At 41.9% G+C, this 15,416-nt stretch carries 11 protein-coding genes; 9 read left to right on the forward strand and 2 right to left on the reverse strand.

Annotated features, from left to right (window positions below; translation table 11 throughout):
- Window positions 1-4 precede the first annotated feature (4 nt).
- From I2I04_RS10515 to I2I04_RS10555, 9 genes are all read left to right on the forward strand, one after another.
- Complete coding sequence (locus I2I04_RS10515) at window positions 5-673, forward strand: 3'-5' exonuclease (protein ID WP_195654989.1); 669 nt, start codon at window positions 5-7, stop codon at window positions 671-673.
- A gap of 105 nt (window positions 674-778) precedes the next feature.
- Complete coding sequence (locus tag I2I04_RS10520) at window positions 779-1,957, forward strand: class I SAM-dependent rRNA methyltransferase (protein WP_143258127.1); 1,179 nt, start codon at window positions 779-781, stop codon at window positions 1,955-1,957.
- Between the two features lie 361 nt (window positions 1,958-2,318).
- Window positions 2,319-3,569, forward strand: a complete 1,251-nt coding sequence (locus tag I2I04_RS10525; protein WP_195654990.1) for a nucleoside permease — start codon at window positions 2,319-2,321, stop codon at window positions 3,567-3,569.
- A 13-nt stretch (window positions 3,570-3,582) separates the two neighbouring features.
- Entirely contained in the window at window positions 3,583-4,176 is a 594-nt protein-coding gene (locus tag I2I04_RS10530) for a bifunctional nuclease family protein (protein WP_143258125.1), read from the forward strand.
- A gap of 8 nt (window positions 4,177-4,184) precedes the next feature.
- Window positions 4,185-4,883 carry a 16S rRNA (uracil(1498)-N(3))-methyltransferase gene (locus I2I04_RS10535; RefSeq protein ID WP_143258124.1) on the forward strand — a complete coding sequence of 233 codons (699 nt, stop codon included), beginning with the start codon at window positions 4,185-4,187 and terminating at the stop codon, window positions 4,881-4,883.
- Window positions 4,884-4,934: 51 nt separating this feature from the next.
- A complete protein-coding gene (locus I2I04_RS10540; RefSeq protein ID WP_143258123.1) occupies window positions 4,935-6,482 on the forward strand; it encodes a DUF4836 family protein in 1,548 nt (515 codons plus the stop codon).
- Between the two features lie 20 nt (window positions 6,483-6,502).
- Window positions 6,503-7,147 carry an ATP-binding cassette domain-containing protein gene (locus I2I04_RS10545; protein WP_074707536.1) on the forward strand — a complete coding sequence of 215 codons (645 nt, stop codon included), beginning with the start codon at window positions 6,503-6,505 and terminating at the stop codon, window positions 7,145-7,147.
- A gap of 105 nt (window positions 7,148-7,252) precedes the next feature.
- Window positions 7,253-8,458, forward strand: coding sequence for an ABC transporter permease (locus tag I2I04_RS10550; RefSeq protein WP_143258121.1), 1,206 nt, complete (start codon window positions 7,253-7,255; stop codon window positions 8,456-8,458).
- Window positions 8,459-8,481: 23 nt separating this feature from the next.
- Entirely contained in the window at window positions 8,482-11,133 is a 2,652-nt protein-coding gene (locus I2I04_RS10555) for a TonB-dependent receptor plug domain-containing protein (RefSeq protein ID WP_195654991.1), read from the forward strand.
- A gap of 1,098 nt (window positions 11,134-12,231) precedes the next feature.
- Here I2I04_RS10555 and bglX read toward each other — a convergent pair.
- Together bglX and I2I04_RS10565 are read right to left on the reverse strand one after the other, a co-directional pair.
- Window positions 12,232-14,460, reverse strand: a complete 2,229-nt coding sequence (gene bglX / locus I2I04_RS10560; RefSeq protein ID WP_410489772.1) for a beta-glucosidase BglX — start codon at window positions 14,458-14,460, stop codon at window positions 12,232-12,234.
- Window positions 14,461-14,468: 8 nt separating this feature from the next.
- On the reverse strand, window positions 14,469-15,410 hold the full coding sequence (locus I2I04_RS10565) for a glycosyl hydrolase (protein ID WP_229126975.1): 942 nt from the start codon (window positions 15,408-15,410) through the stop codon (window positions 14,469-14,471).
- Window positions 15,411-15,416 lie beyond the last annotated feature (6 nt).

A 15,416-nucleotide genomic window follows, 5' to 3' on the forward strand; every position in this document is an offset into this window, starting at 1 on the left:
AGAAATGATTGTAAGAAGAACCATAGACAAAGATGAACTAAAAGAACTCCCGAAAACTGTTTTTCCGGGACGTATTTATGTTATCCAGTCGGAAGCTGAAACGGAAAAAGCAGTAGCTTACCTCCAATCCAGATCTGTGATAGGCATTGACAGTGAAACGCGTCCTTCCTTTACCAAAGGACAATCGCACAAAGTAGCACTCCTCCAGATTTCTTCTGAAGAATGTTGTTTCCTATTCCGGCTCAATATGACGGGATTGACCCAGCCATTGGTTGATTTATTAGAAAACCCGGCTGTAATCAAAGTGGGACTTTCACTGAAAGATGACTTTATGATGCTGCACAAACGCGCACCTTTTACTCAACAAAGCTGTATCGAATTACAGGACTACGTGCGCCAATTCGGCATACAGGACAAAAGTCTGCAAAAGATTTATGCTATCTTATTCAAAGAAAAAATATCCAAATCACAGCGTTTGTCCAATTGGGAAGCTGATGTATTGAGCGACGGACAGAAACAATATGCCGCCACGGATGCATGGGCTTGCCTCAACATCTATAATCTGTTGCAAGAGCTGAAACAGACAGGAGATTGGGAAATAGCTGCCCTCCCGCCTGCTTCCAAGGAAAGGGAAGAAGTTTCTACCGACCCTATAAGCAACCAGCAGTCATAGACGATAAATGATAAGTGATAAATAATAAAATAAGTAATTAATAACCAATAACAAAACTATCTCAATCCTCCTCTCCCTGGGAGAGGGTTAGGGAGAGGCTATATTATGCATAAAGTATATCTCAAACCCGGTAAAGAAGATTCTCTTAAGAGATTCCACCCCTGGATTTTTTCCGGTGCTATCGCTCGTTTTGACGGAGAGCCCGATGAAGGTGAAGTTGTAGAAGTATACACCTCAAAAAAAGAATTTATTGCCGAAGGACATTTCCAAATCGGAAGTATTGCTGTGCGCGTACTGTCTTTCCATCAGGAACCTATCGATCACGATTTTTGGAAACGTAAACTGGAAATTGCATACGATATGCGTCGTAGTATCGGCATCGCCACCAATCCGACCAACAATACTTACCGGCTCGTTCATGGTGAAGGAGACAATCTCCCCGGACTGGTTATTGACGTTTATGCCAAAACTGCAGTTATGCAGGCACACTCTGCAGGAATGCACGTAGACCGCATGACAATTGCCGAAGCTTTATCCGAAGTAATGGGCGACAAGATCGAGAATATCTATTATAAATCAGAAACAACTCTTCCTTTTAAAGCAGATCTTTTCCCCGAAAACGGTTTTCTGAAAGGAGGAAGCAGTAATAATATCGCGCAAGAATATGGCTTACAGTTCCATGTAGACTGGCTGAAAGGTCAAAAAACCGGATTTTTCGTAGACCAGCGCGAAAATCGTTCTTTACTGGAACGTTATGCCAAAGACCGTTCGGTACTGAATATGTTCTGCTATACCGGCGGATTCTCATTCTATGCCATGCGCGGAGGCGCAAAGCTCGTCCACTCTGTCGACAGCTCTGCCAAAGCGATTGATCTGACTAATAAAAATGTAGAACTGAACTTCCCCGGTGATTCCCGCCACGAAGCTTTTGCCGAAGACGCTTTCAAATATCTCGACCGCATGGGCGACCAGTATGATTTAATCATTCTCGACCCGCCCGCATTTGCCAAACACAAAGACGCCCTGCGGAATGCTTTGCAAGGTTATCGCAAACTGAACGCCAAAGCATTTGAGAAAATCAAACCGGGCGGCATCCTGTTTACCTTCTCTTGTTCGCAAGTAGTAAGCAAAGACAATTTCCGTACTGCCGTATTTACCGCAGCAGCTATGTCAGGACGCAGTGTGCGCATTCTACACCAACTGACTCAGCCTGCCGACCATCCGGTAAACATCTATCATCCCGAAGGAGAATACCTGAAAGGACTGGTACTCTATGTAGAATAATCAAATTCTGTGGTAAAACAGAAGGGCTGTAACAGAAAAATGGAAGATTCAAAGTTAATTAGAGTTAACAAATAGAATATTTTCGAGAAAACATTATGTTCTATAACATAAACCCTATATCTTTGCACCGTGTTTTTCATGGTATTAGATTTAAGGTTAACAAAGATTGGCTGTCTGGGATAGATAGCCTTCTTTTTTTTATACCCCCCTGATTTGTTTTTTCACGACTAAATCTCCTCTTTTCTTCGCATTTATGCCATTTTTATCCCCTTTTTATCAAATTACTTGTCCACCTATTCAACGAAAATATTATATTTGCAAGGTTTATGAACGTGAAGAGAAACACAAATTTAAAAAAGTCATGAGTATAAAAGTTCGTTTGATTATTATGAACTTCCTGCAATTCTTTGTATGGGGGTCCTGGTTAATATCATTAGGTGGCTATATGGGAAGAGAACTCCATTTCGAAGGAGGACAGATCGGAGCCATTTTCGCCACTATGGGGATTGCCTCTTTGGTAATGCCGGGTATTATCGGTATTATTGCCGATAAATGGTTTAATGCAGAACGTTTATACGGGCTTTGCCATATCGCAGGAGCCGGATGCCTCTTCTATGCTTCTACCGTAACAGGATATGACCAAATGTATTGGGCAATGTTACTCAACCTGTTGGTATATATGCCCACGCTATCCCTGGCTAACACAGTATCGTACAATGCACTGGAACAATATAAATGTGACCTGATTAAAGACTTCCCTCCTATCCGTGTATGGGGGACAATCGGTTTTATCTGTGCCATGTGGGCGGTCGACCTTACCGGATTTAAGAATTCAAGTGCACAGCTTTATGTAGGCGGCACTTCCGCGTTACTGCTCGGGCTTTATTCTTTCACCCTCCCAGCTTGCCGACCGGCTAAATCAGAAAACAAATCATGGCTCTCCGCTTTCGGTCTGGATGCGCTGGTGTTATTCAAGAAAAAGAAGATGGCTATTTTCTTCCTTTTCTCCATGCTTTTAGGTGCGGCATTGCAGATTACAAATACTTACGGTGATCTTTTCCTTAGTAGCTTTGCCAGCATCCCCGAATATGCAGAATCATTCGGAGTGAAACATTCGGTAATCCTACTGTCCATCTCACAAATGTCGGAAACACTGTTTATTCTCGCCATACCTTTCTTCCTGCGTCATTTCGGAATCAAACAGGTCATGCTGATCAGTATGTTTGCCTGGGTGTTCCGGTTTGGACTGTTCGGCTTCGGAGATCCGGGATCGGGACTATGGATGCTGATCCTTTCCATGATCGTTTATGGTATGGCCTTTGATTTCTTCAACATTTCCGGTTCGTTGTTTGTTGAACAGGAAGCCAATTCTTCTATCCGTGCCAGTGCACAGGGATTATTCTTTATGATGACCAACGGACTGGGAGCCATCATTGGTGGATATGCCAGCGGTGCGGTGGTTGACGCATTCTCTGTGTATGCTGACGGCAGACTGGTGAGTCGCGAATGGATGAACATCTGGCTGATATTCGCAGCTTATGCCCTGGTGATCGGCATTCTGTTTGCCTTGGTATTCAAGTATAAACACCAGCAGGAGAGTAAAACAAATTAAGTAAAAGAGAACGATGGACAAAAAGGTAGAATTACAAGTTATAAATATCACGAACAGCCAGGCGCAAGTAGGCGCGTTTGCTATGCTATTAGGCGAAGTGGACGGTGAACGGCAACTGCCTATCATCATCGGTCCCGCGGAAGCCCAGGCTACCGCTTTATACCTGAAGGGAGTAAAAACTCCCCGCCCGTTGACACATGATCTGTTTATAACCAGTCTCACCATATTGGGTACCAGTCTGATACGTGTATTAATTTACAAAGCAAAGGATGGTATTTTCTACTCCTATATTTACCTTAAAAAAGACGAAGAGATTATACGTATCGATGCACGGACTTCAGACGCTGTTGCGTTGGCTGTGCGTGCCGACTGCCCGATCCTTATTTATGAATCGATTCTTGAACAAGAATGTCTTCACATATCGTCGGAAGCAAGAACCCGTTCTGAAGAAACGGACAACGACAAAGAGGCTGAAGAAGAACATGATTTGCCTGGTGCTACTTCCAGAACACTTGAGGAAGCACTGGAACAGGCTATCAAAGATGAGAATTATGAATTAGCCGCCCGGATACGTGACCAAATCAATTCAAGAAATAAAAATCAGTAAGTAATATTATGCACGTATTTTATACTCCCGATATACAGAAAAACAACGAACTTCCCGAAGAGGAAGCACAACACTGTACCCGTGTTCTGCGATTAGGCATCGGAGATGAAATCACTCTTACCGACGGTAAGGGTAACTTCTACAAAGCTGAAATTACTGTTGCGACCAACAAACGTTGTTTCGTAACGATCAAAGAAACTATTTTTCAGGAACCGTTATGGCCGTGCCATTTGCACATCGCCATGGCACCGACAAAAAATATGGACCGTAACGAATGGTTTGCAGAGAAAGCTACCGAAATCGGATTTGACGAACTGACTTTCCTCAACTGCCGTTTCTCGGAACGTAAAGTCATCAAGACCGAACGTATTGAAAAGATTCTCATTTCAGCAATCAAACAATCTCTCAAGGCACGACTGCCTAAATTGAACGAAATGATCGAATTCGATCAGTTCATCAGACAGGAGTTCAAAGGACAGAAGTTTATCGCCCACTGTTACGAAGGTGAGAAACCTTTATTGAAGAATGTCCTAAAACCCGGAGAAGACGCTCTTGTCCTAGTGGGACCTGAAGGAGATTTCAGCGAAGAAGAAGTGAAAAAAGCCATCGAACAGGGATTTATTCCGATCAGTTTGGGCAAATCACGACTCCGTACAGAAACAGCCGCACTAGTGGCCTGCCATACGTTGAATCTACAAAATCAATAATGAAAAGAAACGTCTGAATCAATGATTATACAACTTTTAAATAACATAAGTATGGCAAAGAAAACGATTTCACGACTCTCGGTACTGGCAGTACTGATTGTTTTTCTGGCAGCATGTTCCAAAACATCGGAATATACCAATGTGATACCGGCTGACGCTTCGGTAGTTGCCTCTATCAACCTCAAATCCCTTGCTAGCAAAGCGGGATTGGATGACAAAGAGAATGAAGCTGCAAAACAAAAAGTACTGGAAGCACTGAAAAGCGGAATGAATGCCGCTACCTTCCAACAACTGGAAAAGGTCATGAAGAATCCGGGTGAATCGGGAATCGATGTAGCATCTCCATTCTATGTATTCTCTTCCTCTTCTTTCCCTTACCCCACTGTTGTAGGTAAAGTGAACAATGAGGACGACCTTCATGCTTCACTCGATGTCATGGCCAAAGAACAAATCTGCCAGCCGGTAGGCGAAGCTGACGGTTACAGTTTTACAACGATGAACGGTGGTTTGCTCGCTTTCAATAATTCTACTGTACTGGTTGTTAATGTAAGCGGAACGACTCAAACTGACAAGGCCAAAGAAGCCATCACTAATCTGTTGAAACAGACGGCAGATAACAGCATTGTAAAATCCGGAGCTTTCCAAAAAATGGAAAAGCAGAAAAGTGATATTAACTTCCTTGCTTCTATGGAAGCTATTCCTGCAACCTACCGCAACCAGATAAGCATGGGGTTACCAACCGAGGTGAAAGCAGAGGACATCACTCTTGTAGGAGGACTGAATTTTGAGAAAGGCAAGATTGCCCTCAAAACAGAAAACTATACTGAAAACGAAGCCGTGAAAGCTCTTATAAAAAAACAAATGGAGTCATTTGGAAAAGCAAACAACACTTTCGTTAAATACTTCCCGTCTTCCACACTGATGTTCTTCAATGTAGGTGTGAAAGGAGAAGGGCTTTATAATTTGTTGAGCGAGAATAAAGAATTCCGCAATACAGTATCTATTGCCAAAGCAGACGAAGTAAAAGAGTTGTTCGGCTCATTCAATGGTGATATTTCTGCCGGGTTAATCAACGTAACGATGAACAGTGCTCCTACTTTCATGATGTATGCTGACGTTAAAAACGGTAATGCCCTCGAAACAATTTATAAGAACAAGCAATCATTGGGAATGAAAAGAGGGGAAGATATCATTCAACTTGGCAAGGACGAATATGTCTACAAAACAAAAGGTATGAATATATTCTTCGGTATCAAGGATAAACAAATGTATGCTACCAACGATGAGTTACTCTACAAGAACGTAGGTAAAGCTGCCGACAAATCGATAAAAGACGCTCCATACACATCGGATATGAAGGGAAAAACCATCTTTGTAGCAATCAACGCTGAAGCAATACTGGACTTGCCTGTTGTTAAAATGGTAGCAGGTTTCGGAGGACAGGAAGTTAAAACATATATTGAGTTAGCCAATAAGGTTTCTTATCTGTCGATGAGTTCAGAAGGAGAAATCAGCGAGATCGACCTTTGCCTGAAAGATAAAGACGTCAACGCTCTCAAACAAATCGTAGACTTTGCCAAGCAATTTGCCGGCATGTAATTAATATGTAAACAAACGGTATGAATAGTATTCACCTGCAGCAAACACTTCCCCAAGTGTTTGCTGACCGTAATTCGGTGACTTCGGATGTATGGCACCAGGATCTTATCTTCCGGAAAGAAGAAATGTATCTGATTGAAGCTGCTTCCGGCACCGGCAAATCTTCGTTGTGCAGCTATATCTACGGTTATCGCAACGACTATCAGGGGATTATTAATTTCGATGAAACCAATATCAAAGCATACTCCGTGAAGCAATGGGTCGACCTAAGAAAGCATTCACTAAGTATGCTTTTTCAAGATTTACGCATCTTCACAGAACTGACCGCTCTTGAAAATGTGCAATTGAAGAATAACCTTACCGGATGCAAAAAGAAAAAAGAAATCTTATCATTCTTCGAGCAACTGGGTATCGCAGATAAAATTAATGTAAAAGCCGGCAAGCTATCTTTCGGACAGCAGCAACGTGTCGCCTTTATCCGGGCACTCTGCCAGCCGTTCGATTTTTTATTTCTGGACGAACCGATCAGCCACCTGGATGATGATAACAGCCGCATCATGGGCGAACTTATCATTGCCGAGGCAAAGGCGCAAGGGGCAGGAGTAATCGCAACCTCCATCGGTAAACATATCGAATTGCCTTATAACCATATACTTCAACTGTAACAAGTGATAAATAACAAAGAATGAGCGGGAAATGATAAGTGAGAAAATCATCGGTTTCTTTTCACTGCAACATTTCAAATCGTAAATTGTAAAATCGTAAATAAAATGCCAACTCTTGTCTGGAAACTCCTCCGCCAACATATCAGTATCGGTCAACTAGCCGGTTTCTTTTTAGCCAATCTATTCGGCATGATGATTGTATTGCTTAGTGTGCAGTTTTATAAAGATGTCATTCCGGTATTCACCGAAGGAGACAGCTTTATGAAAAAGGATTTCATCATAGCTACAAAGAAAATCAGTACACTCGGTTCTTTTGCAGGAAAGAGTAATACGTTTTCTGCCGAAGATATTGCGGATTTGAAGAAACAACCGTTCACCAAAACAATAGGCGCCTTCACTCCTTCTCAATTCAAAGTATCGGCAGGGTTGGGCATGCAGGAAGCCGGTATTCATCTTTCCACAGATATGTTCTTTGAATCTGTTCCTGATGAGTTTGTCGACATCAAACTCGACAAATGGCACTTCGACGAAAGCACGCATACCATCCCCATTATTATTCCCCGCAACTATCTGAACCTTTATAACTTCGGCTTTGCACAGAGCCGCAGTCTTCCCAAGCTCTCGGAAGGACTAATGGGGCTGATTCAAATGGATATTATGATGCGTGGAAACGGACGGGTGGAACAGTACAAAGGAAACATCGTCGGCTTCTCCAATCGTCTGAATACGATTCTTGTTCCCCAGTCTTTCATGAAATGGGCTAATGAGAATTTCGCACCGAATGCAGAAGCGCAGCCGGCGCGGTTGATTATCGAAGTGAGCAATCCGGCTGATTCAGCCATCGCCAGTTATTTTCAAAAGAAAGGATATGAAACGGAAGACGGCAAGCTGGATGCCGGAAAAACGACTTATTTCCTCCGTCTTATCGTAGGCATTGTATTGGGAGTAGGTTTATTTATCAGTATTCTTTCATTCTATATCCTGATGTTGAGCATTTTCTTGCTCTTGCAGAAAAATACGACTAAGCTGGAGAGTCTGTTATTAATCGGGTACAGTCCCAACAAGGTAGCATTGCCTTATCAGTTGCTCACGGTAGGACTGAATGTTATCGTACTCACATTATCCATCGGATTAGTCTCCTGGCTACGCAGTTACTACATAGACAGCATCCGATTGTTATTTCCACAACTGGAAACAGGATCATTATGGGCAGCTATCAGCATGGGCGTTCTATTATTCATCGCCGTATCGGTGATTAACATACTGGCAGTAAAAAGGAAAGTGCTTTCGATCTGGATGCACAAATCATAGAGGTAGCATCAAACACATACTGTATGAAAAACCAAACTACATTTTCTATCCATAGAGGCTTAACAGCTTTCTTTTTCGGAATACTGTTCTGTTTTGCCCCATTGTCGGGACAAAACGTACAAGATACCATTATTGCGTATTTTAATCTACTGGAAAAAGTTCCACAAGAGAAGCTGTACTTACATCTGGACAAGCCATTTTATGGGGCAGGAGAAAAAATATGGTTTAAGGGATATCTGGTAAACTCTGTTACCCATCAAGACAATACGCAAAGTAACTTCATCATTACAGAGCTTGTCAACCGTTCCGACTCTATCGTAGAACGCAAGAAGATTCGTAGAGATTCACTGGGTTTTCATAATGCTTTCACACTCCCTCCCACTCTCCCGGCAGGTGATTATTATTTGCGGGGATATAGCAACTGGATGCTTAATCAGGAACCGGAATTCTTTTATTCACGTAATCTGAAAATCGGTAATTCGATTGACAACACGATTATTTCAAACATTGAGTATCAGCAAGAAGACGAATCACATTATACAGCCAAGATAAAATTTACCAGCAATACCCAAGAGGCTTTCGAAAATACCGCCATCCGCTACCGCTACATTGAAAATGGGAAGATTAAAGACAAAGGTAAAAGAAAGACAGACGAGAATGGGATGATTTCTATTTCCCTGCCGGATCTGAAGCCTATTGCCACGCGCCACATTGAAGTAGAATTTGACGACCCTCAATATATTTATAAGAGAACTTTCTATCTGCCTTCATTTACAAAAGACTTTGATGTTAAGTTCTTCCCGGAAGGTGGAGCTCTCTTGACCGTTGCTCATCAGAATATTGCTTTCAAGGCTCAAGGTTCGGATGGTTTTTCCACAGACATAGAAGGTTTTCTGTTCGACGCAAAAGGAGACACCTTAACAGCTTTTCGCTCGGAGCATGATGGTATGGGAGTTTTCACCTTGAATCCGATTGCAGGGAATTCCTATTATGTGATTGCCAAATCTAGTGACGGCATTACCAAGCGATTTGATCTTCCGACTGCAGAAGAAAAAGGAATCACTCTTTCCATGACGCATTACAAAAAGGAAATACGCTACGAAATCCAAAAAACAGAAGCTACCCAGTGGCCTCAAAAGTTATTCTTGATTGCACACACTCGTGGGAAGCTGGCAATCCTGCAACCAGTCAGTGCCAACAGAACTTTTGGAAAAATGAATGACAGTTTATTCAACGCAGGTATCACCCATTTTATGTTAATTGACCAACAGGGAAACGCACTTAGTGAACGTTTAGTTTTCGTACCCGACCGGAATCCACATCAATGGCAAATTCTTGCGGACAAGCCGACATACGGGAAAAGAGAAAAGGTTTCCTTGCAAATTTCAGCAAAGGATGATAATGGAACTCCGGTAGAAGGTAGTTTCTCCGTCAGCATTACAGACAGAAGAAGCATACAATCGGACTCGCTTGCAGATAATATCATATCCAATCTTCTACTAACTTCAGATTTGAAAGGATATGTAGAAAATCCGGGGTATTATGTTCTTCAGCAAGACCTGCGTACTCTCCGCACGATAGACTTCTTGATGATGACGCACGGATGGCGCAGACACCATATCCGAAATGTACTGACTTCGCCTTCATTAAACCTTACCAACTATATAGAAAAGGGACAAACTATCAGCGGACGTATCAAGGGATTCTTTGGAGGCAATGTAAAACAAGGTCCTATTTGTATTTTGGCCCCAAAAAGAAACATCGTTATCACTACTACCACAAATGACAAGGGAGAATTTATCGCCAATACCTCTTTCAGAGACAGTACGACTTTCCTGGTTCAGGCACGCACCAAAAGAGGATTCGCCGGAGTGGATATTGTGATTGATACTCCTCCATATCCGGTTGCCTCACACAAGTCTCCTTTCTATGACGGAACCACCACTTTCATGGAAGATTATTTGCTTAATACCCGCGACCAGTATTATATGGAAGGCGGGATGAGAGTATACAACCTGAAAGAGGTGGTGGTTACAGGAAATCGCAAGAAAGCCAGCTCGGAAAGTATTTATACAGGAGGAATAAACACCTACACTATCGAAGGAGAAAGGCTTGAAGGATTCGGGGCACAAACAGCCTTTGATGCAGTCAGCAGGCTTCCAGGGGTCAGTGTGACAAACGGAAACGAAATACATATCCGCAACAATCCCGAACAACCCGTCATCGTCATTGATGATGTTGTCTATGAAGACGACAACGACATACTGACCATGATTCAAACCAGCGACATGTCCAGTTTGAGCCTTCTTCGCGGTGCTGACGCAGCGATATTAGGTTCCCGAGGTTCAGCAGGTGCTATTGTCATCACACTGAAAGACGGCAAGGATCTTCCGGCAAGACCGGCACAGGGCATTATCACATGTACTCCATTGGGATATAGCGATTCAGTAGAGTTCTATCAACCGACTTATGATACTCCCGAGAAAAAAAATAATCAACGCTCGGATTTACGAAGCACTATCTACTGGAATCCATCCTTACAACTAGATGCAGACGGAAAAGCAACTATAGAATATTATACTCCGGACAGCACTGCACCGGAGGATATTATCATAGAAGGTGTGGATAAAAACGGAAAGGTATGCCGGACGATACAAACGATCAACAAAAAATAAATGAAACTGAATTTGAGATATGAATAGACTCATTATTGGTACAAAAAATGAACTAAATACAATCTATCCCGTGCTCCCTGCAAGCGATTTTTCATTTTCATTTCTCATATTCTCATTGTTTTTAGATAAACGAAAGGTTATCAAATAGATATCTTGTGAGAAACACTTTTAAAAAACGGCATTTCTCATAAGTTTTCCATATTTTAGCTCAAAATAGACCTTATTCTCATAGTGTTTCAGGGTATTTCTCATAGTGTAGTGTGCCGGAAACAGGCATTGAATAAATAGAACCATGTATTCCTTTTGCTTGTTTCCATATACAGTGTCTTAGTCCCATATATTGTGGGAAAAGATTCCCAACAACTTGGGAAAGGATTCCCTCATTTTGCGGGAAAGTTTTCCTTCAATATATGGGAATACTTTCCCACAATATATGGGACAATTGAAACTAATGAGCATCTTCAAGCAAAAAGCCACTATTTTATCTAAATAGTAGCTTCATTTCCTGATAAGAATAAGGTAAGTCGAAAGAAAAAAGGAAGGACGAATGGCTTTTGACTATGAGAAATACCCTGAAACACTATGAGAATAAGGTAGATTTTGAGCTAAAATATGGGGAAACTTATGAGAAATCCCGTTTTAAAAAGTATTTCTCATAAGATATCTATTTGATTATCTTTCATTTATCAAAAACAATGAGAATATGAGAAATGAAAAAATCTTTTTCAGTGCAGAACAGGCAATGTCGGCATCTCAACGCTACTTTACTGCCAGCTTAGCATTATTCTTCCGGTATCTTAGTGTTACTTTACTTATATCTCAAGCTAGCTTTATCAATAGATATACATAGGTACAGTACATATTAATAAGAAAGCACTACTACTCCAAACCACATAACCACTTATTTATCAAACAGTTCAGTTATTAAAAAGCAAAAAACAGGCTGACAATAGAAATCTTATTTCCTATTTGTCAGCCTATTATCAGCATCTATTGTCAGCCATATATTCACTGATAATCAGTGGATTAATCATTATCCTGACAGATTGACAATAAAAACCGAATGAAACACATTGTAGCTTGAGTTCAAGTGATCAGTTACTCTTCATAAAGGAAACGAACAGGTGTCCCTGTCTGACTATCGGTAGATACCCAAACAAGGAACTCTCCTGCTTCTGCTTTCTTCACTTTCGCATCATGCCAAAACGCCAAATCAGAAGAAGAAAGTTGAAAACTGACTGTATGAGTTTCTCCTGCTTTCATAAATACCTTTTTGAATCCTTTCAATTCACGAACCGGACGAATTAAAGAAGCTACTCGATCACAGACATAAAGCTGTACCACCTCACTGGCATCATAGTCTCCTACATTCGTAATATTACAAGTGACAATTAACTTATCACCTTGTTTCAACTTCTCCGAAGAGAGTTTTACATCGCTATATTGGAACGTCGTATAAGACAATCCATATCCGAAAGGAAACAATGGCTTATCCCCAGCATCCAAATGATAACTAGTGAAACCGATGGACGTTTGTTTTGCTCCGATTTCAATATCATCCATTAAGGTTATATTACTTGCCGGACGTCCTGTGTTTTTATGCGCATAATAAATAGGAATTTGTCCTACCATACGCGGGATAGTCACAGGAAGTTTTCCCGAAGGAATAAGTTTACCAAATATCAAATCAGCCAAAGCAGGTCCCGCCATTGTACCACCATGGAAAGCATACAGAATGGCATCTGCCATTTCTGTCTCCCGGGTAATCGTTAAAGGACGCCCCGCCATTACTACCATAACCACAGGCTTTCCCGTCTGTTTCAAAGCAGCCAATAACTCCGTTTGCTTACCTGGCAAATCAATATCCGCCCTGCAACGCGCTTCACCGGACAAGATAGCTTCTTCACCCATAAAAGCTAGAACAACATCAGCTTGTTCTGCCACTTTTACAGCTTTTGCAATCCCCTCTTCACTGCTATCACGACTATATTGTAATCCTCGTTCTGCTATTATTTTCACTTGCCCGCCATATAAATTGCGTAAAGCCGCCAATGGCGTGACAGCATGTTCTGGTTCCGCATCAAAGCACCATGTGCCCAATTGATCAGCTGGAGCATCCGCCAACGGACCTATCACAGCAATCGTTTTTATTTCCTTCTTCAATGGTAACACTCCATTGTTTTTCAACAACACAGCGCCTTCCGCAGCAGCCTGTTTTGCTTTAGCCAACGATTCGTCTGTATAATAAGGTAACTTCTTCTCAACTTTTGTATAAGGATTATCAAATAATCCCAGCCTGAACTTCAGACGAAGAATGTTACGAACAGCCTCATCCACAGTTTTCTCACTCACTTGTCCACTTCTCACCAATTCTTCCAGATGTTTAGTATATGCATATCCCATCATATCAATATCCACCGATGCATTGGCCGCTTTCATCGCCGCATCCTTTAAATCGGTACAGAAACCATGAGGAATCATTTGCTGAATAGATCCCCAATCACTGACTAGAACCCCGTCGTAATTCCATTCGTTACGCAATATCTGATGGTTCAGATAAGCGTTCCCGGAGGAAGGAATACCATTTATATCATTGAAGGAACACATAAAAGTTGCCGCTCCTGCTTTCGCTACCGCTTCAAACGGTGGTAAATATACATCCCGAAGCAAAAGTTCCGGAATCCAAGTTGTATTATAATCTTTACCGGATTCGGACGCTCCATAAGCAGCGAAATGTTTAGCGCAAGCAGCAATGCTTGTAGGAGCCGATAAATCTGTCCCTTGAAAACCTTTTACCATGGCTACTCCCATGATAGAAGTCAAGTAAGGATCTTCTCCACAAGACTCGGCGATACGTCCCCATCGTGGATCACGTGAGATATCTATCATAGGAGCGAATGTCCACCGAATTCCCGTAGCACTTGCCTCCAAAGCGGCAACTCGTGCACCTTCTTCCGTTATCTCCGGATTCCATGAAGCAGCTTGTCCCAAAGGAATAGGGAAAATAGTCTTAAATCCGTGAATAACATCACGAGCTATGATCAAAGGAATATGCAAACGACTCTCTTCTACGGCAATACGCTGAAGTTCGTTCACCACCTCTACATTCAATTCATTCAGGATCGTTCCGACTTTACCAGTCTTGACAGACTCTTTCATATTTTTTGAAAGTCCCATGCCTGTCAATTGGTTCATCTGCCCAATCTTTTCCTGCAAAGTCATTTGCGAAACCAGTACGTCAATTCTCTTCTCAACAGAATTGTTACCCTGACCAAAAACGGTCAGGGTGAAACAACTCATTGCAAGTACAAATATCTTTATTCTCATATACAGCATCATTGTGGCATTGTCATTCCATTGGCAGGAGCAGCATCGTCATTCGGATGAATCGTTGCATAATAATCTCCCAAAGAAGTCAGTTTACCATCTTTATCAACTAACATTGAAGTCCACAGACCTGCCATTGTCGGGCTTCCGCTGAACCAGGCATAACGAAAGACTTCATCCATATTCTCATAATCTGTCAGTACCGGCTCTATAAAATGATTACGAATCCACTCTTCCGAAACTTTATTGGTTTCAGGCTTTCCGGAAGTCGCACTGTCATCTCTAGGCGCAAACTCTGTAATCCAAATCTTCTTGCCATAAGTAGAGAAAATTTTCTTTACCTGATCAGCATACGTTTTGGGAGATTGCCCCATATAAATATGAAGGGCAATATAATCCATTCGCAGATTCTGGCTTTGCACACCTTTCATAAAGTCATTGAACCATGCAGCTCCGGGCCAGGATACAGCCGGACTTACCAGTTTTATACCCGGGTCAAGCCCGTCCGAAAGTTTCTTCCAGTCTTCCAATGCCTGTTCTACGGTCATATTCCCTTCAGAAGATAAATCCGGTTCATTAAATCCAAGCACATAGAATATCTTTTTCTGGCGATATAAATCATTCACCATGTCAATGTTGGATTGGGTTACATTGGTATGTCCCCAAAACATCGGAACAAATTCTACATTTTGCGGGGCGTATGGGTCCTGACAGCCAGTCAGTCCCCATGTATAATACCAGTTGGCTTTCAGGTTGATGATATTAGCCCACCATTGTCCGGTGCTTGTGCCCAGGCTAAATCCGCAGCCACGTTTATAGATGGTTGCCTTGTTGGAAGAAGTAGTAGTTCCATCTTCATCCGTAAGGTCAGTAATCATTTGGTCTTTGGTGCAAGCACTGAACAAGGTCAGTATGCACATGAATGTAAATATCTTATTTATCCTTTTCATAATTCT

The organism is Bacteroides sp. 1001136B_160425_E2 (assembly GCF_015559655.1).
Lineage (GTDB): Bacteria > Bacteroidota > Bacteroidia > Bacteroidales > Bacteroidaceae > Bacteroides > Bacteroides luhongzhouii.